Annotated in this window: 19 protein-coding genes and 5 pseudogenes; 13 read left to right on the top strand and 11 right to left on the bottom strand. The window is 40.2% G+C overall.

Annotated features, from left to right (window positions below; all coding sequences use genetic code 11):
• Window positions 1-96: 96 nt before the first annotated feature.
• The 6 genes and pseudogenes from AC6H44_RS09610 to AC6H44_RS09585 all read left to right on the top strand — a co-directional run.
• Window positions 97-306 (top strand): annotated as a pseudogene (locus tag AC6H44_RS09610) (DUF1439 domain-containing protein); the annotation flags it as partial.
• A gap of 66 nt (window positions 307-372) precedes the next feature.
• On the top strand, window positions 373-1,578 hold the full coding sequence (locus AC6H44_RS09605; protein ID WP_500735106.1) for an IS4 family transposase: 1,206 nt from the start codon (window positions 373-375) through the stop codon (window positions 1,576-1,578).
• A gap of 9 nt (window positions 1,579-1,587) precedes the next feature.
• Window positions 1,588-1,977, top strand: a pseudogene (locus AC6H44_RS09600) (YceB family lipoprotein); the annotation flags it as partial.
• 64 nt (window positions 1,978-2,041) lie between these two features.
• Complete coding sequence (locus AC6H44_RS09595; protein ID WP_500735237.1) at window positions 2,042-3,343, top strand: ABC1 kinase family protein; 1,302 nt, start codon at window positions 2,042-2,044, stop codon at window positions 3,341-3,343.
• Window positions 3,344-3,346: 3 nt separating this feature from the next.
• Window positions 3,347-3,681 (top strand): annotated as a pseudogene (locus AC6H44_RS09590) (sigma 54-interacting transcriptional regulator); the annotation flags it as partial.
• A 110-nt stretch (window positions 3,682-3,791) separates the two neighbouring features.
• A pseudogene (locus AC6H44_RS09585) lies at window positions 3,792-4,262 on the top strand (FixG Ig-like domain-containing protein); the annotation flags it as partial.
• 44 nt (window positions 4,263-4,306) lie between these two features.
• Here AC6H44_RS09585 and AC6H44_RS09580 read toward each other — a convergent pair.
• From AC6H44_RS09580 to AC6H44_RS09570, 3 genes and pseudogenes are all read right to left on the bottom strand, one after another.
• The gene (locus AC6H44_RS09580; RefSeq protein ID WP_500735236.1) at window positions 4,307-4,714 is read right to left on the bottom strand and encodes a hypothetical protein; all 408 of its coding nucleotides are present in this window, start codon (window positions 4,712-4,714) and stop codon (window positions 4,307-4,309) included.
• A 53-nt stretch (window positions 4,715-4,767) separates the two neighbouring features.
• Window positions 4,768-5,682 (bottom strand): M14 family metallopeptidase, encoded by a 915-nt coding sequence (locus AC6H44_RS09575; RefSeq protein ID WP_500735235.1) that lies wholly within the window; start codon window positions 5,680-5,682, stop codon window positions 4,768-4,770.
• Between the two features lie 197 nt (window positions 5,683-5,879).
• Window positions 5,880-7,343: pseudogene (locus AC6H44_RS09570) on the bottom strand (TonB-dependent receptor plug domain-containing protein); the annotation flags it as partial.
• 346 nt (window positions 7,344-7,689) lie between these two features.
• Between AC6H44_RS09570 and AC6H44_RS09565 the strand changes: the two are divergent.
• A complete protein-coding gene (locus AC6H44_RS09565) occupies window positions 7,690-9,396 on the top strand; it encodes a cyanophycinase (protein ID WP_500735234.1) in 1,707 nt (568 codons plus the stop codon).
• 54 nt (window positions 9,397-9,450) lie between these two features.
• Here the strand turns inward: AC6H44_RS09565 and AC6H44_RS09560 are convergent, their stop codons facing one another.
• Complete coding sequence (locus AC6H44_RS09560; RefSeq protein ID WP_500735233.1) at window positions 9,451-10,026, bottom strand: hypothetical protein; 576 nt, start codon at window positions 10,024-10,026, stop codon at window positions 9,451-9,453.
• 174 nt (window positions 10,027-10,200) lie between these two features.
• Here AC6H44_RS09560 and AC6H44_RS09555 point away from each other — a divergent pair, with 174 nt between their 5' ends.
• Both AC6H44_RS09555 and AC6H44_RS09550 read left to right on the top strand, forming a co-directional pair.
• Complete coding sequence (locus AC6H44_RS09555) at window positions 10,201-10,449, top strand: hypothetical protein (RefSeq protein WP_500735232.1); 249 nt, start codon at window positions 10,201-10,203, stop codon at window positions 10,447-10,449.
• 900 nt (window positions 10,450-11,349) lie between these two features.
• Window positions 11,350-12,222, top strand: a complete 873-nt coding sequence (locus AC6H44_RS09550; protein WP_500735231.1) for a phage integrase central domain-containing protein — start codon at window positions 11,350-11,352, stop codon at window positions 12,220-12,222.
• Here the strand turns inward: AC6H44_RS09550 and istB are convergent.
• The 5 genes from istB to tnpA all read right to left on the bottom strand — a co-directional run bounded on the left by istB (window position 12,168) and on the right by tnpA (window position 16,926).
• On the bottom strand, window positions 12,168-12,935 hold the full coding sequence (gene istB / locus AC6H44_RS09545) for an IS21-like element helper ATPase IstB (protein ID WP_500735230.1): 768 nt from the start codon (window positions 12,933-12,935) through the stop codon (window positions 12,168-12,170). The two genes, AC6H44_RS09550 and istB, sit on opposite strands and share 55 nt — an antisense overlap.
• Window positions 12,928-14,421 carry an IS21 family transposase gene (gene istA / locus AC6H44_RS09540; protein ID WP_500735229.1) on the bottom strand — a complete coding sequence of 498 codons (1,494 nt, stop codon included), beginning with the start codon at window positions 14,419-14,421 and terminating at the stop codon, window positions 12,928-12,930. The genes istB and istA overlap by 8 nt, the downstream gene beginning before the upstream one ends.
• A 201-nt stretch (window positions 14,422-14,622) precedes the next feature.
• Window positions 14,623-16,191 carry an IS66 family transposase gene (tnpC, locus tag AC6H44_RS09535; RefSeq protein ID WP_500735228.1) on the bottom strand — a complete coding sequence of 523 codons (1,569 nt, stop codon included), beginning with the start codon at window positions 16,189-16,191 and terminating at the stop codon, window positions 14,623-14,625.
• 67 nt (window positions 16,192-16,258) lie between these two features.
• Complete coding sequence (gene tnpB / locus AC6H44_RS09530; protein ID WP_024608491.1) at window positions 16,259-16,624, bottom strand: IS66 family insertion sequence element accessory protein TnpB; 366 nt, start codon at window positions 16,622-16,624, stop codon at window positions 16,259-16,261.
• Window positions 16,624-16,926, bottom strand: coding sequence for an IS66 family insertion sequence element accessory protein TnpA (tnpA, locus tag AC6H44_RS09525; protein WP_500735227.1), 303 nt, complete (start codon window positions 16,924-16,926; stop codon window positions 16,624-16,626). Before tnpA ends, tnpB begins: the two co-directional genes overlap by 1 nt.
• Before the next feature lie 71 nt (window positions 16,927-16,997).
• On the opposite strand from tnpA, the gene AC6H44_RS09520 reads away from it, so the two are divergent.
• The 4 genes from AC6H44_RS09520 to AC6H44_RS09505 all read left to right on the top strand — a co-directional run bounded on the left by AC6H44_RS09520 (window position 16,998) and on the right by AC6H44_RS09505 (window position 18,834).
• Window positions 16,998-17,420, top strand: coding sequence for a tyrosine-type recombinase/integrase (locus tag AC6H44_RS09520; protein ID WP_500735226.1), 423 nt, complete (start codon window positions 16,998-17,000; stop codon window positions 17,418-17,420).
• Between the two features lie 130 nt (window positions 17,421-17,550).
• On the top strand, window positions 17,551-17,940 hold the full coding sequence (locus tag AC6H44_RS09515; RefSeq protein ID WP_500735225.1) for a hypothetical protein: 390 nt from the start codon (window positions 17,551-17,553) through the stop codon (window positions 17,938-17,940).
• A gap of 2 nt (window positions 17,941-17,942) precedes the next feature.
• Window positions 17,943-18,368, top strand: a complete 426-nt coding sequence (locus tag AC6H44_RS09510; RefSeq protein WP_500735224.1) for a helix-turn-helix domain-containing protein — start codon at window positions 17,943-17,945, stop codon at window positions 18,366-18,368.
• 1 nt (window position 18,369) lies between these two features.
• Window positions 18,370-18,834, top strand: a complete 465-nt coding sequence (locus AC6H44_RS09505) for a hypothetical protein (RefSeq protein ID WP_500735223.1) — start codon at window positions 18,370-18,372, stop codon at window positions 18,832-18,834.
• 159 nt (window positions 18,835-18,993) lie between these two features.
• Here AC6H44_RS09505 and AC6H44_RS09500 read toward each other — a convergent pair whose 3' ends face one another.
• Both AC6H44_RS09500 and AC6H44_RS09495 read right to left on the bottom strand, forming a co-directional pair.
• Window positions 18,994-19,398, bottom strand: coding sequence for a hypothetical protein (locus AC6H44_RS09500; RefSeq protein WP_500735222.1), 405 nt, complete (start codon window positions 19,396-19,398; stop codon window positions 18,994-18,996).
• A 1-nt stretch (window position 19,399) separates the two neighbouring features.
• The gene (locus tag AC6H44_RS09495; RefSeq protein ID WP_500735221.1) at window positions 19,400-20,314 is read right to left on the bottom strand and encodes a zinc dependent phospholipase C family protein; all 915 of its coding nucleotides are present in this window, start codon (window positions 20,312-20,314) and stop codon (window positions 19,400-19,402) included.
• Window positions 20,315-20,579 lie beyond the last annotated feature (265 nt).

Here is a 20,579-nt window from a genome sequence, read left to right as displayed (position 1 = left end):
CAACAAAATGAAAAAACCGCTACAAAACAGCGGTTTTTTTATTATTTAACCCATCGGGTTACTTACTGCCAATACCATTAACCAATAGGGTTTTGCATGAAAATTATTGTTTTTATTTCACTATTATTTTTAACTGCCTGTAACAGCACTCAGGGTATTTCTGTTTATTCATTCACAAATTCAGAAGTTGAATCATTACTAAACAAAGAATTACCTAAATTAAGTGAAAAAGTTAGCCTTATGGGCTTACCGGTCCAGTTTGATGTAAATGATTTAAGCGCTGACGAATCCCCACAAAATAAAAATTAATGGTAGACTCTCATGATTATTTGTGATCAAATTTTTTCACTATAAAAAAACTCACTCATAATCATGAAAGCCACCGAAATATTACACAAAGATATTGCCATTGCCTACCCTGAAATTCATAAAACACGTTTAAATACAGTCTTTACGTTTGTTAACTCAGGCTTGCGTGACCAGCGCGTTACTGTCACTTACCTAGGCCGCGGATTAAAATCATTTTCTAATACCGATAAAAAACATGATATTAAACGCGCAGACCGTTTGATTGGTAATGCTAACCTGCATCAAGAACGTCTTTGTTTCTATGAACATATGACCGAATGCTTAGTAGGCCAGCAACAACACCCACTTATTATCGTTGACTGGTCACCTATTAATGGCGGCGAAATATTTCAAGTGCTCAGGGCAAGCATACCAATGGGGGGAAGAGCGTTAACGCTCTATGAAAAAGTGTATCCTGAAAGCGAATTAAATACCGAAGCGGCTCATCAACACTTACTCGATAGCTTGGCACAGTGTTTACCTGCAGATTGTCAGCCTATTATTTTATCTGATGCTATTTTTAGAACGCCATGGTTTAAAGCCATAGAAGATAAAGGCTGGTATTGGCTTGGGCGCGTCAGAGGCAATGTGACCTTATCTAGCGACCTTGAGACATGGCGAAATTGTAAATCATGGTTTGAGCAAGCAACAGATAAACCACACCTTCTGACACAGATTTACTACGGAAAAACAGTTCGTTTCGCGTGCCAAGGTGTTTTGTTTAGAGGGAAAAACAAGGGACGTAAAAAAATCAAAAAACGGGGTGGGCAATCTCAATGTACAACGGTTAAATACCAACAACAAAAGGCCAAAGAGCCTTGGCTACTTGTGTTTAATTTACCTACACAATTTACAGATAAGCCTCAACGGATTGTGACTTTATATAAACAACGTATGCAAATAGAAGAAAGTTTCAGAGACACTAAGAATGCAAAACTTGGCATTAGTTTAGCCTTTGCAAATTCAAGAAGCGCAGAAAGGTTTGATAATTTATTGCTCATAGCGGCGTTAATGTTGTTTGTCTTATGGTGCATAGGGTACACCGTGTCGGCACAACAAGGGGATGCGGCATTACAAGCGAATACAGAGAAAAAACGACGAGTATTGTCCTATATTTATCTTGGCAAAGAAGTGGTTGATGATCCTAGGTATGAGCCTGATGGGCAGTTCATTATTTATGTGTATAGCCAGTTGTCACTTCTGACTATACAAATTGATAATTTAGGCTAAATTCGTGGGGATCTCTCAGATTTAAGCGTTAATATTGGCCCTGATAACAGTGATTATGTTGTGTTAGGTGCAGATTCGAGCGCTGAGATCAATGCATTTTCATTAAAATACCCCGTGCGTTTAAAGTTGCAAATACAAGGCACGCCTTTTTATGACAGCGAGAAAAAAGCAGTATTTTTGCGTAATGTTAAGTTACTCGGTTCACGTGTTGATGCCGGTGGTTTTAAAGGTAATATAGGTTTATTAGATAACGAGGCCATGGAGGTAATGAACGCATTCTTAGCGGTTAATCCCGTTTATAAGTTAAACATGAACGATCCTAAAATGGCATTATTAAGTAACTTACCACTGGATTTAAAAGTGGTCGAAGGCGCTATTAAGCTTGTGCCACGCTTATAGTGTAGATCCAACGGCGGGTATAAAGCGTATAAATTGTTTTTTATATTAATAAATTAGGTTAATTATGGCTAATGAGCGATCCGTTCCCACATCTCGACTTTCACGCTTTGCTAAATTAAGCTCATTAGCCACCGGCGTTGCCACCAATATGCTAGTAGGCGGCGCTAAAAGTGCGCTTTCTGGTAAAGGCTGGGATAATAAAAGCTTGTTATTACAACCTAAAAATATTGAAAACTTAGCCACTCAACTGTCGCATTTGCGCGGTGCCGCAATGAAGCTTGGGCAATTGCTTTCAATGGATGCAGGCGACTTACTGACGCCTGAACTGGCGCAGTTACTTTCTTTATTACGCGCTGATGCCAACCCGATGCCACATAAGCAATTGGTGAGCGTGCTAAAAGAGCAATGGGGTGATGACTGGCTATCACGTTTTTCGCATATTGAGCTTAGACCGTTTGCAGCGGCATCTATTGGTCAGGTTCATTTAGCCTATAAAGAAAATGGCGCGCAGCTGGCGGTTAAAGTTCAATACCCGGGGATCGCAAAAAGTGTCGTGAGCGACGTAGATAACGTGATCACGTTACTTACTTTATCGCGATTATTACCTAAAGAGCTGGATATTAAGCCCTTAGTAGCAGAGGCGAAGGCACAGCTATTAGCCGAGGCCGACTACACATTAGAAGCTGGGTATTTAGCGCGTTACAAAAACCTGCTAGCAGATAACGCGCATTTTAAAGTCCCTAGTGTGTATCTTCAGCATAGCACTGGGCAAGTGCTCACCATGGAGTATGTAGATGCCAAGCCTATCGAGGGCATTTCCTATTTACCACAATCAGAGCGAAGTCGGGTTGCTGAGCAACTGATTGATCTATTTTTTAAAGAAATGTTTGTCTTTAATTTAATTCAAACCGATCCTAACTTTGCAAACTTTCATTACCAACCTGAATCACAAAAAATAGTGTTATTTGATTTTGGTGCCACACGAGAAATTACCCCAGCGCTAAGTGGCGCCTATTTAGCTTTATTTAAAGCCGGTAGCAATAACGATAGAGAGGGTGTGCTAACTTCCGCCACCGCTATTGGTTATTTTAAAGATTCCCTCAAAGACAGTTACAAAGAAAAAGTGATTGATCTATTTTTAATGGCTTGCGAGCCGCTGCGTTATAACGGTGAGTTTGATTTTAAAAATAGTGAACTTGCGAGCAAAATGAAGGATGCTGGTTTAGCGTTAAGTGCACAGTCGCAGCAATGGCATACCCCTCCCGTGGACGCGTTATTTATTCACCGTAAATTGGCAGGTTTATATTTAATAGCCGCGCGGCTAGAGGCAAAAATAGATATTAAGACGTTGTTTAGTCATTATTAATTCTTAGCACAAGTAAAGCATTTAAGTGAGCAGCTCAAAGATGAAAACGACTACCTTACCGCCGAGCTGAATGAGGGTTGGCAAGATTCAGGACTTGTTGGCCGCAGTGATGTATTTCAGCGTATGTTAGCTCAAATACAGTTAGTCAGTGAAACCGACAGTACAGTCCTCATACTTGGTGAAAATGGCACCGGAAAAGAGCTGGTGGCGCGTAATTTACATCGACTTAGCAAACGCAGCGGGCAGGCATTTATAAAACTAAATTACTACGAGTACTGCAAGAGCGGGAATTTGAGCGTGTAGGGAGCAGTCAAACCATAAAGGTCGATATTCGTATTAAAGAATACTTAATATCCGTCACTATTACGTAAGTAGCATGAAGTTTGATATTAAAGAAGACATGATCATCAAGCCCCATAAAACGCAAGGGGCTATTTATATACGCGAGCAAAAAGGCTTAATTAAATACGCCAGTGAAAAACAAATGGCGGGGCAAAAAACCAATCCATTTAGGCTCAAGTTAGTGGGCTATGGCGCGTTAACTGCGCTGTTAATTATTGCTATGTTTGCTTGGATGCTACAACGTACGCCTATTGAAGCCTCAGTACTTAGAGACCGAAATGCACTGTATCGGGTAAACTACGAAGGCTTAGTGGAAAATCCTTACACGCTTACTATTATTAACAAAACTCAGCAACCATTGCATTATTCTATTTCAATTAGTGGGTTAGAAGGCGCGAACTTGCAAAGTCCTAACACCGTGCTGGTGGAGCCAGGGGGAATGAAAAATGTGCCGGTAACGGTTACTGCCGATGGTTACGACTTAGAGCGCAAGGTAAGTAAGTTAAGTTTTGTGATCACCGCACAAGAGGACAATAGCATTTCAATTACTAAAGACAGTCAGTTTTATAAAAACTAGCCCATTCGGTTTTTTGTTGGTTATACCTCGGTCGTGTAATTGATTTACTCGGCTGAGGTCAGCTGACTTTTTATAAATGCTTTAGCGCTTGGTAAGTCATTAAACAAGCAGTCTTGTAAATGAGTATCGCGACCTGAGCTGTGCATAATACGTTGCAGTTGTCTTATGGCTATGGGAGAGCTCAGTACAAAAGCACTGATCAGACAATTATTAGCCCCCATAGTTTGACTAACATCGATCATATTTTTTTCAGCATCAGGAGTGGCAGCAATCACCTGTGGAGAGTGACTAATATAACCCCAAGGTAGATGCTTAAACGGTTCAATGGTGTTTAATAAAGCGGCTTTAAAATGATTTAATAACTGAGGGTTTAAGTTTCCCTCAAATTGAGCAATAACTATATCATCCTCAACGCGCAGGCTGTAGCTGCCGTAGTTATTTTTAAATTTCACTAGCCGCTCCTTTGATCCACACCTAGCTAAGTGCTGTAAATAAGATAAGTAGTTTACTTATTAATAATATAATCTAACGCGCCTGTGATTGCCGCAACTTGTGCCAATATACACTCTTCAGGATTGGCTGTAGCGCTATCGGGGTAAACTTCAGTGGTTGTAACGTAAGAGGCGTCTGAAAACCCCATACATAAACCTAACTCTCTCGCTGCATAATTTATAACCCCAAATTGCGTTTGAGGAACACCAATTAATTGCTGGTTTTCATCGCTAGGGGCTATATGTGTTACTTTTTCAACTTGACCAATAATGGCTTTTTGAAAGTTAGGTTCTGGTTTATTGCTATCAGCCACTAAATAAAAGCCATCAGGAATGTTCCAGTTGGTGTTTACTTTGCCTTCGCGCGCCGCGAGTGCAGGTCTAAATTCACTGTTATCTGAGTCGGTTGTTTCATGTAAATCGATATGCGCGATTAAATCAGTATTTAAAGATTGTACGTAATCCATTACCGAGGCCGACTCTTGCGCTGGGCTGCCTGCATAAAAAGAGCGATTAGGGTCAACCGCATCTGGGTTCCAACGGTTAATGGTTTCATAGCCCCATGGGCTAATACAGGGGGTAATCACAATGTTAAAGTGCTCAGCGTACTTATTTGCCAGTGTTTTAGCGAACCTTAAAGCGCCATGTACACCACTGGTTTCATAGCCATGCACGCCACCCGTAATTAGCACTGTGGCTTTGCTTGCATCAAAATTAGCGGTTTTTAACGCATACAAAGGGTAGTTACCCGCAGCATAATTAAGCTCACCGTATTGCTGTACTTCTAAGTTGTTTTTTAGTTCATCAATTAATGTGACGACTTCTTGCTGGTAGCTGCGCTTAACTTTTTGTGCCTCAAGCCATTGAATTTTATTGTTATTGTTCCAATTCTCACCAGGTGTACCAATTGGGTAACTGCTGTTGTTCATATTTAACCTTTACGTTGAATTATGCTTTAGGCTGTATAAGCACCTAAAGCATAATGACGAAAATAAAACATCAGCTTAACGCTGACTGAAATAGTGCGCAAGTAATTACGTTGCACAGCTTTTGTTACATAAAGGTGATTATACTCGCTTATTCAAACACTTCTTTTATAACTGCATGGGTGTTTTGCACCATTAATATCGTTAGCGGCGTCGCCTTGAAGGAAAGGGTTGTAAAAAGCCAGTAACTCCCCCGATGCACAATTTAAGTCAGTACCGTCAAAATTGGCCAGCGTACCGTCTGAACATAGCTCGCCTGTTATCGCGCCATGAAACTGGTAACGATTATAAACCCCTGCAATCGCTTCTTGCTCTGAACGTGAGCGAGAGAAGGTTACTCCAGATCCCCAGCCCCAATCACCCATTTCACCACTTAGACTACTCACCAAGCGAAAGTTTTTCGTTTCTACTTCCACCGTTCTTGGGGCATTAAAGCGGGCATCAAATGCAAAGCCATACACTTCTCGACCACTTTGGGTATCAAATGGGTCAATGTAGAGTTGATCTAATAAATCATTACTACCATCGGCATTATCGTAAATAAATAACGCGTCTTCTAAAACGTACGGGCCATCGTCGTCATTAATTTGGTTAATAGGTGAGGGCGATGAATACGCTTTTGCCTTGGTCTGGCTGTAGAAAAAGTCAGTATGCCATTGCATACCACCAAGTTCACTATTAAACATAAAGCCGGTTGAAAGGCTTTCAAATGGCGTGTCTAGGTAATCATCTTGGTTAGGGTAATACGCACAAATTTGTTCACCTAATTCAGTAGTAACTAATTCGGTTTTGCAGTTTGGTGATGGAAGTTCGTTACCATCTCGGCTACTGAAATAATAAAGATTAGGTGAGTTTTCAAGTTTAGGTAAATACGAGTAACCACCCATTAGAGAGGGAGAGGCCGTGTAATTACGATCGGTCGCTTTAAAAGCGTTACGGTTATATATATCAGCAAATACCGTTAAATTACTGTCGCCTATTTTTGTACCATATACTAAGTTTAATTGTTTTTTACTTTCGTCATGCTGATCAAAGCTATCGGCAAACGAAGTATTGATTTCAGCGCCTTCAAAATCATCTTTTAAAATATAGTTAATAACTCCCGCTACCGCATCAGCACCATAAACGGCAGATGCACCAGTGGCTAAAATATCAATGCGTTCAATGGCAGCCAGTGGAATAGAGTTCACATCGACAAAGTTTTCAGTGCCCGCAGCAAATGAGCTTGGCGCTACTCGGCGGCCATTTATTAATGTAAGCGTTGCTGAAGGCCCCATACCTCTGAGGCTGGCTGCAGATTGACCCGCAGGTGTCGAGGTAGACGTACCGCCACTTTCAGAGGTTGAAAATGTGCCGCTTCCGCCTTTAAAAACAGATAAATCTTTGAGTAATTCATGAATGGTATTAGCGCCAGAGCGTTTGATTGCATCTTGGTCTAGGACGGTTAATGGGATAGTTCCCTCAAGATCAACGCCTTTTAAGCGAGATCCTGTTATTTCTACTCGTTCAATGTTGGTGTCGGTGTTGGTTTCTTGTGCATATGCAAAAGTGATCGGGTTCAGTAAAGTGCTTACTGTGGCCGCAATTGTTAGTTGACGAAACATCTTAAATACCTTTTGTCTTTTTAAGCGCACAAAAATATATAAACAGATCTGTGGCTTTTAATTTTTATATTGTTAGACAGGGCAATGGTGAAATGACACTAAGCCCCTCACTGTGAAAGAGTGAGGTGGTGGGCTACTCGTCAAACCACTCCGAAAGGTAGTGAGGTGAGTAGAAATATGTTGTAAGCAAACGTGCTTTTTTAAACATAATTCTCATTCCAAAAGGTTTTTGACAAAGCCAGCAAAGGGATGCTAGCTTACTTGCGTTTTAAAGTTCCTTTTTTTTTAGCAAGCGAGAGACGCTCTCGCAAGTTATTTTTTATAATTTTTACATGAGTGTAACATAATGGAACGAATATATTTACCAAACAAACGGTTAGCTAAGTCACGTACAATAACGGCTATTTTTTCACTTTTTATTGCTTTTTCGCTGCAGTTAAGCGCAAAAGAACCTAAACAAACCTTAGTGTTAGTCGGCGGTGCACTCACAACATGTGCCAGTTTAAGTCCTAAAAATTGTGACAAAAACACACAAATTTCGGGTAAACTTCATACTGTCTTTGCGCTTTCTCACGCTAAAATTAGTCAAATAAAGCAACAATGGCCAAGTAAAAATACCCAAGCTAAAGACAAAACTATTAAAAATTTAACAACAATGCAGGCTAATTCATCATCCACATTGTCAAAAAAAGAGCTGTTATGGTTATGGCGCGATATTGATAGTAAACAGCTTAATAGTTTAACGGATCAAGAATACAATTTTGTAATAGATATGCTTGAAGTAGCGCAAAATCAGAGCGACAACACGCGACTAAAAGAGCAGGTTAATACCGCACTTAATAGCGAATCCGCCGCGACAGATATTTTGCAATTTATATCGGGCAGTTTAAAAGTAAAAAGTACTAACCCGAGCATACTAGCCATTACCGCCTCAAGTAGAGACCCTTATGAATCTGCTGATTTTTACGAAGGATTACTAAGCTTCCCTAATGTAAATTCACAATGGCTTGCATTAACCCCTGCGCTTGCTAAAGCAATAACTACTAATAAATGTGATGATTTAAACACGCTTAGGCACTCTGAAATGGGGCTATATCAACGTGAACATATTTACCCTGATCGCACTAAAGCAGAATATTTGCTGTGTAAAAACGGCACAGACGCTCTAGTGCAGCTAATCAAAAATAGTACCGGTGTTATGTTTAATGGCGGCGATCAAAGCTTAACGCGCAAGGTATTGTTTGATGAAAATAATCAGCCATATCCATGGACACAAGCACTGCAATCTCGCCCTGTTGTTGTAGGAACAAGTGCAGGCACCGCGGTGCAAAGTGGCGGGCAAGCGCACGGTGGTAATATGGTTATGATCACTAATGGCACAAGTTTATCGGCATTGAAAGAAGGTGCGCAAGCCATCGATGCACCCAGTGAACGCTCAAACAGCGATAGTTTAACTTATAACCGCTTTGGGGGTTTAGGCACATTTAGTTACGGTGTACTCGATACACACTTTAGCGAGCGAAACCGTACATTAAGATTAGGCACTTTGCTCGACAGCCTTAATGCAAGCCAAGCTCAACCCGCCTTTGGTTTTGGTGTAGACGAAACCACCGCCTTAGTGGTGATTAAATCTGAATCAGGGAATTTAATGACCGTAATTGGTAAAAGTGGTGTGGTGATGGTTAAATCAACAGGGCAAGCTCAGGCTGAAACTAAAACTAAAACCTACAGTTACTCTTACTGGCCTGCTGGCAGTGTGATTAATATTAAAAATAACGATTTCACCCTAAATGAGCGCAGTATTAGCCAAGCATTGCCAGCAATTAAAATACCGCCTTTACCGGTTCAGCGCTTTGGCAGTATTTTAACGGATGCCAAATTGCGCTCTTTAACGCAAGCCATGTGCTTGAGCCAAGAACAAACAGCTGTTGGCCAGCAAGATGAGTTTATTATTAGTTTATCAACCAAGCCTGAGTCGGCTTATCACCGTATAAGTACCGCGCAGTATGGCTGTGCGGTGAGTAATTTAGAAATTGCAGTGAGTACCTTTTAAATTAAAGCCACACTCACTTAGTGTGGCTTTTTAGTTTGATAATTCCAATTTTTACTATTGCTTATATTCGAGCTGATATAAGTTTGAGAATTGACGTTTATGGACTTCAAATAAATACGCTCTTAACTGTTCTCTACCGCGATGGATGTATTTTATCTTAGCGGCAGTACCAAATTCAGACTCTCTAACAGGTTCTATGTCTAACGAGACAGCAACTTTATTGGGTAGGATAAATTGCATATTTTGCAGTTCACCGAGTTTACTGTGTATTGATGTGGGTTTTAAAAAAATACCTGTGCTTGATATAGATTCAATGCAAAAACCTTGGCTTTGAATATTTAATTCACTTAACCGCCAGCTGCGTCGAATACCCTTAGTATCAATAACCTCAGGGGCCTCTAACACAGTGTTAAAATGGCCTAATTCATCGGTTTTAAATTGAAGTGGAAACCACAGTTGGTAATGAGCTACTTCTGCTAATAAAGTTAATTTAGCTTGCCCAAGTAAATGCGCAATACCATCTGGTATTGATGTTTGTACTGTTAGTTTTGTTTCATTAATTAATGCTGTACTTTGACTAGGTTCAAACAACCCAGATAAAAAGTTAATTTCTTCGTCAGACAAATCCATGTATTTTCCTTAATACGTAAATCGTAGATTCTATTCCTTACAAGGTTACTGACCAATGAATGACCAGTTTATTATTTTGTAAGACACGGTGGTTTAAGTTTTTACTGTGTGCTGTAAAATAACCGCATATTATTTACAGACTCGCGATTGCGAGCAAAACACAGAGCAGCCTTAATGGATAAAAAACTCACCGCAATTGACACCCTAGCTGAACTTGAAAACTTCTTACTCCAAGTTGAAAATGGTGGACTAGGTTTAAGCGGCGTAGCAGGCGTAGGTATGGCAACGAACAATGCCGACGGTAGCCGCTTTGTCGCCGTGTTTGATGACAAACAACAACTTTTATTAGCCCGTGAAATTACCGAAGACGTATTTCAAAATGGCCAAGATAGGGTACGCAACGGCGTAGGGCGCAAGCATTAACACGTTTCTACACATTGAAAGTATCTAAAGGATTAGCGCTAAGGTGAAATCATGACTATTCAGCAGTTATCAGGTTATTATTAGCATGGGCTTTATTGCTATCGCACTTTGCTTTTTAGTGCTTCTAATAGCCTGACCCTCTATCGAAAAGACTTTAAAAATGCCGATCTCAGTACTGCGTCTACTCTAGTGTGTTACTTGTTTCCTGACGGTATGGTAGCGCTTGAAGATAAACTAAAGCATGATGTAGTTATTAATAAAATCACCATTGTGAGTAACACCTTCGCTTTACCTTCATACAAACCAACTAGAGTGATAAAACTAAAAGATTTTTACCAAACACCTATTTACGTATACCACTGGCAACCAAAGTAAACTTTAGCTGAAGTATTAATACAAACAACAGCAGCTTTGTCGCGGAGTTTAATCACAAACTGCCACTTTTATAGAAGGCTAAATAACCAAAAAGTTTTAAAAGTGCTATTTTATTTTAGAAAGCGATTAAGAGCGATAACTTTGTTTTGAGAAATTATGATGTATGAAGACAAGATTTGACCTTGAGGGATTTTAGAAAGCGATTAAGAGCGATAACTTTGTTTTGAGAAATTATGATGTATGAAGACAAGATTTGACCTTGAGGGATTAATATTTAAATAAATTAAATGGTCGGTATGGAGAGATTCGAACTCTCGACCCCTGCCACCCCATAAAAATAAAGATTAGATTTAAGTAGAAATAAGTAGCTACAAGTAGAACTGAGTCTTAATTTAACTATTTGTTATAATTGCTTTAAATTTGATTTATGAGTGTGAGTTAGCTCTAAGTAGAATTAAGTAGTTGAATACGGGTGATGCTACATATATGCTGCATGTACTTTATGTTTAATATTTGGTGCTACATATGTCTGTCGTGAAAATGTTATTGACTGATTCGTTATTAAGCTCAGTTCCTGAACCTATTAAACGGATAAATGACACAAAGTTAAGTGGATTTCATGCACGTGTAGGTAAAACACAAAATGATAAAAAGCGTAAAATTGCACTTTACTTAAATTATCGTTTTGGTGGCATCAAAGGTAAACAGCGTAATTACCATTTAGGGTACTTTGGTGAGTGCGATTTAAAAGATGTTCGCAAGGAAGTTGAAAGTCTAAAAGGGCGAGTTGCTCTGGGTGAGGACGTATACGAAACAAAGCAGCTATCATTAAAGCAGCAGTTTATCGAAGATACATCACCAACCGTTGAAGAGCTCGCCCAAGAGTTTATCGCAAGAGACATTAAAGTTAACCGAAAAGACGTAGATCCTGTAATTAGAATGTTCAAAAAAGACATCTTGCCCTTTATTGGAAATTATAAACTCAAAGAGGTAACTCGGCGTGACATTCTAAATAAGGTGCTTGATCCAATAAAAGATCGGGGTTCAAATACCCAAGCTAATAAAACACTCTCTATTTTAAAACAAATGTTCGACTTCGGTGTTGAGCGAGATCTTATGCAGGGCAATCCTGTTAGCACAGTGAAAAAGAAAAGCGTAGGTGGTCTTGAAAAGTCGCGAACCAGAGCACTAGAGTTTGACGAAGTTATTCAAGTATTTGACCGCCTGCCAAAGCTAGGTATAAGCCAGCAAGTTATTTACGCACTAAAGTGTATAACTTTAACAGGTTGTCGGCCAATAGAGGTTACAGGCTATCAGGCGTCAACTAACTTGTCCGGTCGGCGTCAATTAGCTTGGCCGGTATTTGAATTTAATTTCATTGCTTGTTTTTTACGGTAGCTTTCACCTTGAATTTGATAGATATCACTGTGATGAACAAGTCTATCAATGGCTGCAACCGTCATCATGTTATCGCCGAATATGCTATCCCACTCGCTGAATGCTTGGTTTGATGTGATCAACATACTCCCTCGCTCATAACGATGTGCAATCAGCTCAAATAGTACCTGACTCTCACTATCATTCTTTTTCACATAGCCAATATCATCAAGTATAAGTAGTTCATACTTATCAAGCTTTTTAAGAGCGTCTGCTAAGCCTAACGTTTCTTTTGCTCGTTGTAACTCTTGAACTATAACAGTACTTGTACTGAACTTTACACGTACTGATTTTTCCAGTAGTGAGTAACCTATTGCACTCGCTAAGTGAGTTTTACCTAAGCCACTTGCACCGAACAACAAGATATTATGCCCTTGCCTAAGCCAATCAATCTGACTCACTTTTTGTTTGATTTGCAGTGGGGTGACGCCCTCTATTTCATCGAAATTATAGTGATGAAGTTGCTTACCTACGGGTAATTTACTGTCTTTAAGTAGCCTTTTTAATCGGCTTTCATGACGGTGATCCGCTTCAAGCTCACACAGCTCAGCAAGGAATAGCGCTGGTTCCCATTGCTCACTTACCGCCTTTTGAGCGAGCGCTTCCCAGTCTTTCGCTATGGCACTTAAGCGTAACTCTTTTAACAATATGGGTAAGCTTTGAATATTAGCCACGTGAGCCTCCAAGTAACGTATCATAATCACTAATTTGATGTTGTTGGCTTATTATATTTGGGATATTAACCGTGCTAGAGCCAAACTTTTTTCGACACATATCAATCGAGACACGTTGGCCTTGCTCATGACTTCTAAGAACATATCGGCCAAGGGATTGTTCGCACTCATAGTTATGAGCAAGTAATAATAGCTCAACCATATAACGACAATCTTTGTCGCTAACATGCACTTTGGTGAGCTGCTTCCACAGTAAACTGAAGTCACCCTCAGGAATTAAGTCTTCGCGTAGCTGTGAATACTTAAACGCATTTGGCTTTTTTGCTAATGAATGGATCACATGTCTATAGTCAACGGCGCGTGAGCGCTGATGATCTTGTGCATAGACTCTTGGCAGCGTATCAGTGAGCTCATGCCCTAGAAATAAATCAAGTCGGCTATCATATATATGCACCAATAACCGGTGAGCGATCAGCCTTGAAGGCACTGTATAGGTAACTCGCTTTACGCTGATAGTACTGCTAGATGTGACTTTAACGTATTGTTCGCTGAAGTCATTAGTACGACGCTTAGGTAGAGCGCTTAAGTGTGCTCGCTCTTCGTCAAACCGTGTTTTACATTGGCGATTGATTTTTGCGACAATGAGATCGAGAAATGATTGGTACTCGTTAATTGTCGCGAAATCGCGACTACCTCGTAGTCGTAATTGTTGATCGACCTTTTGCTTCAAGTGACTATGCGCGACTTCTATGGCCCCATTCTCATGAGCAACTCCTTTGTTGTTTCGTGTTGCTATAACGTCATAATGTTTACACAGTTTTTGATAACGCTCGGTTAACGTTTCCTGCTCAAAATGATTATTAAATGCAGCACTTAAACTATCGGTTCGGTGCGTTTTTGGCACACCACCACTGCGCCAAAACGCATTCTGCAACCCCGAAGATAATGACTCAAAGCTTTCACCAGCAAAGACGACTTGGGCGTATGTCCAGCCGCTAAACACTAATTTGTAATGAAAAAGCTTATGCTCAAATATCTCTGAAGCAATGGTTATACCAAGCTTATTCATCCACGTATAATCCGATATCCCCATAAATCCTGGCATATATTTTTGACGAAAGATAACCTCTTGCTCAGGTCCTTGTGTTGCTAACCACTTCTTAACTCGACGTTGTAATGTGCGTAAATGATTATGGCCAAAGGTACCTGGCATAACTGAATCAAGGTGGTCTAATAAAGTGATGGGCCGTAGTGCGGGATCTGCTTTGAGTAATGGGACTAAGTGCTCTTCAAACACACCATTAAATGGGTCTTTACGCGTTCGATAAGCCCTAGGCTGCTTTAAGGTTGTATGTTGCCCTGACTCAATACGCCTAGCGGTACGCTCTGACATACCCGCTTGGGCAGCAGCAGTTGTTTGTTTATGATCCTTACGATAAGACATATATAAATTAACCTGTTGTTTGGTTATGGATTTTCCAGACATATCTATCCCTGTTGAATTGATATATCTGAAGCTTACCAAAACCGGTCAACCTAGTTGTCGCGAACCGGCCAAGTTAATTGTCGCCTAATAACAGGCGCACAGTGGCAAGAATTTGATTTTGATAAAATGATATGGACAATCCCAGCCGAGCGCGTAAAACAAAACAAAGGTAAGCGCTCAATTCTGCGCGTATATTGACAGTTATGCTAATTGATCGCTGTTGCTGATATTCCATGGCAGCAGCGCGTCGATTTGCTCTACCGTTTCGGCATAAGGTAACTTGGTTAGCAAGTCATGAAGATACTGATAGGGCTCAAGGTTATTAAGTTTGGCACTTTCTACAATGCTGTAACACACCGCACTGGCATGGGCACCCTGTGGGGTGTCGGCAAACAGCCAGGCTTTGCGCCCAACCACGAACGGCCGAATGGCATTTTCGGCTAAGATATTGCTGATGCGCAGTTCGCCACAGGTGCAGTAAACCGTCAGCTTTTTCCATTGGTTCAACATGTAGTGAATGGCCTTGCCCGTTAAGCTGTCTTTGGGCACTTTGTTCACGTTGGTATCGAGGAACGCTTTGATGTCATTTAATATCGGCACGCTATTTTGTTGCCGATACGCTTTGATGTGCTCAGTCGTGAAGTCAGTTTGTTTCTCGCTTAGGTCTTTGATCTGGCGCTCAATGTTGTAGAGTTTTTTAATCAAGGCGAGTACCACGGCAGCCTTGCCGACTTTGTTGGTTTTTTTCTTTGGCGCAGCGTCGAAGGCATCTTTAAATTTACGCCGTGCATGGTCCATGCAGCCCACGCTAATGAGACTATATTTTTTACACGCAGGACTGTACCCCGAATAACCATCGGTTTGCAGATACCCTTTAAAGCCCTCGAGTAACGTCAGCGGTACTTGGCCGCTACGCGACGGGTCGTAGTCATACAACACGCTTTGTTGCCCCGGCAAACCGCCAAGGGAAACCCACATGTATTTATCAGCGGTCGCGGCTTTGCCGGGCTCCTTCAATACTTGTAACGGCGTTTCATCCATCGCTATCAGGTTGCCTTCATGTTGTTTGTCGCGCATCAGGTTGATGATGGGCAGCAGCACTTTGGCCGATTTTATCACGTAATTGGCCAAGGTGGCGCGGGAGATGTTGCCACCATAGCGCGCGAGCTGCTTTTCAATACGAAACAAGGGTAAACCATCCACGTATTTAGCCGCAATGGCATGGGCGATTAAGCTTATACTGCCCATAGCGCCTTTGATGGGGTGTTTCGGCAGTGCAGCCGCCACGATTTTCTGGCTTTCTTCGCCTTGCCCGAACACCGCTTTTTCCTGCATGTATTCCAATACGCGAATTTTAGCGGGGATAATATCTAATTCTTCTTTAACCTTGGCGAAGAAGGTGCTTTTAGCGCCGGTTTTTTCTTCATCAGTAAGGTATAAGAAGATTTGTTCACGCGGTAAATCAGCCGCGAACGGTTTACGGCCACGTGGTGTAGAGGGGGCTTTTTTATTCGTGTTAGTGGCCAGCGTTTCGTCTTGCTCATGAGCAATCACATCAGGGTCGGTGACTAACTCGGCTTCATCAAACAACAAGAACTGCCCTTGGCCGATTTTTTCACTGCTGGGGGCAAAGCGTTTTAATTTGAGGTGGCGCACCACTTCTTCTAAGATTTTGATGCGCTCAGACTGTTGTGTATTCACACGGACTTGCTCTGCTAACTGAGCACGAAGCAACTCAATTTCAGTTAGATTTTTAGAAGAGGAAGTCACGATACAAATAGCCTTTAACGCCTTATTTTAACTGGGCTTATTGTATCAAAGTAGGCTGTTTTTGTCGCTAAAAAACTGACTCAAATTGCAATTTTTTATGGGGTTTCATCAGGTTAATATCATAGCCATCGAGTAACCAATTAAGTTGTTGCCCCGTTAAGTTCACCAGCTCATCAGGGCGCTTGGGCCACTTAAATTTATCCTCAGCTAACGCTTTGTAATACAGTACAAAGCCATTATCTTCCCAGAATACGCATTTGATTTTGTTACGCTGTTTATTGGTGAATGCATACAGCTCACCACTAAACGGGTTGTGGCCTAATTCTGCTTCAATGAGCGTACTTAAGCCGCGATGAGACTTGCGAAAATCAATCGGCTCACAATATAAAAACACGCGCGGTAAATGGGCGGCAGGTCGCAGAGTCGGTTGCATCAGCGTAGGTACTCCAACAATTGCGCCGCAACCGCCGCGTTCATGGCATCGATGCCACCCAGTACAACGCCGTTGGGGAGGGTGATACAAAGCGATGATGCGCTCTCAGGCACCGCTGCCAACTGAGCCACGGCAAATCCTGACGGGCGAGTAAGCTGTACATCATTGCGCTTGGCTAATTTGCACTTCCAATAACTAAATTGATTTTGGTCGAGCTCGTGAGTACGGCAATAGTGTGCTTGCGAGCCGCCGGTTTGTTGCCATGCATCGATATGATGCTGCCAATGTTGAGTATGTGACATATTGAAACCTCGATAAGTAATGACTGACGTCATTATCAAGGCTCAGATTAAATTTGGAATAACGCGGAGTAATGAGCGCTTACAACAAAGATGGCGAACGAACCCATAAAGTACCGATTACTCAAAATATGGTTATTTTGCTTGATGAGTTACGGGCAACATTTGGCTATCTCAATTCTAAATATGTATTTCCGAGTACAACAACTAATAAATCAGGCCCAGGTGAGCAGCCTATTGATAGGCATTCATTATCGCGCTCCATTAGCCGTAAATTAGAACAATTGGGAGTCCCAAAATTCGTACCTCACGATTTAAGAAGAACAGTCGCTACTCGCTTAGGTGATACTGATATTGGAACAGATCCAATAGTGATTGAAAAAATACTGAATCATCAATTGCAAGGAGTGCAGGGCGTTTATAATATGCAGGAGTATATGGAAAAAAGACGTAGGGCTATAATTGCTTGGGGAAATAAATTAAATAGCAGGATTTAATCGATTTTTATAAATTGCTGTACTAATTAACAGTGATAGATAAGCGATTTTAATTTGCAATTTTAATCTTTTCGTAGTTTAATTACATTGAGGTTTACATATATGTTAACTGGAGCTCTTGGGATGAAGTGTGTCTAATAATTTAAGTGTAAAGTATAAAGGTCCTGTTTTTACAATAGTCCACTGTGATGGTGCGATTGACAGTTTTAGGAAAGCGCTACAAAGTGTTACTCCACATAAAAAACAGCAATCAATAACAAGAGCCATGATTCAGTTAATAGAGCGCTTAGCTGAAGGGAAAAGATTATCAGCTGAGAATTTTCCGCCAGAAGGTAACCTTCCAAAGTCGTCAGGAAAGTTTTATGCTTTTAAGAAGTTACCGATAAGAGCCTATTGTTGGCAGTCTAAGAAACAGGCAGGTACATACTTTATTAGTCACTATACGTATAAAGACAAAGCAAAATTACTCCAAAAAGATATAGATAAAGTACATGCCAATTGGAGAGTTAAAGAGGATTGATTATGAGTGCAAAAAATATGTTTTATTCTTCAGAAATTACTTTTAGTAATGCTGAAGAGCGTGCTTATGCCCGAGAAAACCTTGTTTTTAACGTTACGGAAGATTTATTGTTGATGTTAGAGGATTTAGATATAAGTAAATCTGAATTGGCTAAGCGGTTAGGAAAGTCAAAGTCTTATGTTTCGCAGGTTCTAAGTGGCTCTAGAAATATGACCCTAGGCTCCTTTTCTGATATTTGCTATGCGTTAGGCTTCAAACCTGAAATTAAAATCCCTGTAAAAGAATTTAAAAATGATCTTCCATCTTGGCAGGTCTCTGAAAAGCCTAAATTAGTTAAAAAAGTAACCCATATAAGAGATTCTAAGAACATTCAAGAGGTTGGATCTAAGTCTTTATGGTCAAATGTTAGATTAAAGGTTGCATGCTAAAATGACTCCAGAGCTAAAAAACTGTGTTAACAAGCTTGAAATTCAATCTGTAATTCTTAAAAGTCTTCTAGTACAACTTAGAGATGACATGGATGCAGAAGTATTTGATGATGCATGCATTGAGCATCCTCAAGAGATTAGGGTTTTAAAATTAATCCGACAATTTCAAAGAGAGGAAGATGATACTTGGTTTTACCGCCTACACACAGTTATAGGGATTAGGTTCATTTCAGAAGAAGATACACAAAAAGAAAGCTCCGATGACTCAATTGAGCCGATTTTAGAAGTGCGTGCTGAGTTTGTTGCACAATACGAATCATCATGTGAATTATCAGATGATGGATTGAGCCAATTTGGTGAGAAACATGTTTTCTATCATGTATGGCCATATTGGCGAGAAATACTTCAATCATCTTGTGCTAGGCTTGGAGTACCTCCGCTTATGATTTCTCCCTTAAGAGTTTGATAAATAAGACACGATTATGAACGTTTAAAATTACATTTTTATTTGTAATATTACACGTAAACAGGCTTTTTATCGTTTACGTGTAAAATCTAAATGAAGACTTCAGAAACTCATGCTTTGTTTTGGTCATGTCGTAAGTTATTTGAAGTTTTCTTCATATTATATTATGCAAACTGTCTCAGTTTTTAAGGACGCTTCACAGGCTTTTATTTCCTCTGATTGCCAATGTTGTATATCTGATTTTGCTGTACACCCAGCATCCTCGATAAGTAGAGTTTCTTCTTCACACAGCAATAAAACCGCGTTTTTCTCTTGAATAACGATTTTTAACTGATAATCTTTAAATACTTCCAGTTTGGCTTTATCGTTTCTTAATGCGTCTAATAGTAGTTTCTGTGGATCAGTATAAGTTTCAGAACTAAACTTCAATGTTCCATCAACAGCTGCGGAAATATCTTTTAATTGTGAGGCAAGGTCAGCCATTTTTTCAGGGTCATGAGCATTAGCTGAGCTAGAGCAGCCCACAGATAAAATAATTGTTATAATTAAAAAAATGTATTTCATTTTAAATACTCCACGCTGTTAGATTTCCATTTTCGTCTTTGCCGTTGTCTAAGTTCCAATTGTAAATCTGGGTGCATTGTTCATCATTAAAAACAGCATTTGCAATAATTAATATAAAATATTTAATATTTTCAATCGCCAAATCAAATACTTCATCATAGTGCATCACCCCTTTAGGAGTATTAAGGTTTTCTATAAAGTTATAATCAATTTCATCCTGCCTAGGGTATAGAAGGCCATTCTCAGCCGCAACGTGTCTTGCCCAAGGGAAAAGCCTGTAGCCTTCTTCAGCATTATTTACAACTAATTGAAAACCGCTGTGCCAAATATCAAAATTTGGTGCGGTTGAATGAGCATATTCACTATGTATACTAGTTAAAGCGTGACTCCAAATTTTCTTTATATCATCATCGAGGCAATTATCTTGACTTGTACATGAACCAATGTTTAGCTCAACTCGATCAGCCAGACCAATTTCCCCAAGATTTAGCCTAGGCCAGATAAATGAATCTTGGTTCATTTCGCATGTTCTGTGTGCTGCCTGGTTATGTTCATATAAGCCAACTTTTAGTTCGACTACAGGATGTATAGTTATATCTGCTGCTACATGCGACATATAGCCACAAAGCCATGCAAAGCATTTTTCTTTTGCAAGCCCTTCAAGACTTTTGCAATATTTTACCGCCTCTTTAATTACATCTCCTGTATTTTGATAATGCATTAAATCAGCCCATTTATTTTGTTCTGAATTGCCAACAGCGAGATAAGGATAATCAGGTGACACGCAACCTAATTCAATATACTTTTGGTTTGTACTTAAAATTAATTTTGCTTGGTTTGGAATATCCATTTTTGAAAGGGCGTTGTTATCAGTTGCTAAATTAGCAGCTGTTATATGTGCGAATGCACCAGGCATGAGTAAGTCCTTATACTAAATCTTTAATGTATTAATAACTTACAATAGTGCAATAATTAGTCAAGTGGTTAAGAGGAATTTACTTGAGATAAACCTCAGTAATCTCAGTCCTAAATGTCCCACCTCTTATTTAACGGCTTCTAAAGCCACTTAACATTTAAACCTACCTAGCATCAGTTCATCTAATTAAGTTTTCATAGCCATTGTGTATCCGTAACATGTCTTCAGGTTTTAGACAAAATTACACTTTTTCGATTAAGTGGAA

The organism is Pseudoalteromonas sp. TAP-3C, from assembly GCF_059888565.1.
This window is presented reverse-complemented; position numbering and strand designations above follow the sequence as displayed.

What these genes read in the sequence shown, in the direction of transcription:
- AC6H44_RS09565 (WP_500735234.1), top strand. Translation starts at nt 7,690, where the DNA reads ATGGAACGAATATATTTACCAAACAAACGGTTAGCTAAGTCACGTACA.
- AC6H44_RS09595 (WP_500735237.1), top strand. Translation starts at nt 2,042, where the DNA reads ATGGCTAATGAGCGATCCGTTCCCACATCTCGACTTTCACGCTTTGCT.
- AC6H44_RS09550 (WP_500735231.1), top strand. Translation starts at nt 11,350, where the DNA reads ATGTCTGTCGTGAAAATGTTATTGACTGATTCGTTATTAAGCTCAGTT.
- tnpB (WP_024608491.1), bottom strand. Translation starts at nt 16,624, where the DNA reads ATGCAACCGACTCTGCGACCTGCCGCCCATTTACCGCGCGTGTTTTTA.
- istA (WP_500735229.1), bottom strand. Translation starts at nt 14,421, where the DNA reads ATGTCTGGAAAATCCATAACCAAACAACAGGTTAATTTATATATGTCT.
- AC6H44_RS09575 (WP_500735235.1), bottom strand. Translation starts at nt 5,682, where the DNA reads ATGAACAACAGCAGTTACCCAATTGGTACACCTGGTGAGAATTGGAAC.
- AC6H44_RS09605 (WP_500735106.1), top strand. Translation starts at nt 373, where the DNA reads ATGAAAGCCACCGAAATATTACACAAAGATATTGCCATTGCCTACCCT.
- AC6H44_RS09505 (WP_500735223.1), top strand. Translation starts at nt 18,370, where the DNA reads ATGACTCCAGAGCTAAAAAACTGTGTTAACAAGCTTGAAATTCAATCT.
- AC6H44_RS09555 (WP_500735232.1), top strand. Translation starts at nt 10,201, where the DNA reads ATGGATAAAAAACTCACCGCAATTGACACCCTAGCTGAACTTGAAAAC.
- AC6H44_RS09500 (WP_500735222.1), bottom strand. Translation starts at nt 19,398, where the DNA reads ATGAAATACATTTTTTTAATTATAACAATTATTTTATCTGTGGGCTGC.
- tnpA (WP_500735227.1), bottom strand. Translation starts at nt 16,926, where the DNA reads ATGTCACATACTCAACATTGGCAGCATCATATCGATGCATGGCAACAA.
- AC6H44_RS09560 (WP_500735233.1), bottom strand. Translation starts at nt 10,026, where the DNA reads ATGGATTTGTCTGACGAAGAAATTAACTTTTTATCTGGGTTGTTTGAA.
- AC6H44_RS09495 (WP_500735221.1), bottom strand. Translation starts at nt 20,314, where the DNA reads ATGCCTGGTGCATTCGCACATATAACAGCTGCTAATTTAGCAACTGAT.
- AC6H44_RS09510 (WP_500735224.1), top strand. Translation starts at nt 17,943, where the DNA reads ATGAGTGCAAAAAATATGTTTTATTCTTCAGAAATTACTTTTAGTAAT.
- AC6H44_RS09520 (WP_500735226.1), top strand. Translation starts at nt 16,998, where the DNA reads ATGAGCGCTTACAACAAAGATGGCGAACGAACCCATAAAGTACCGATT.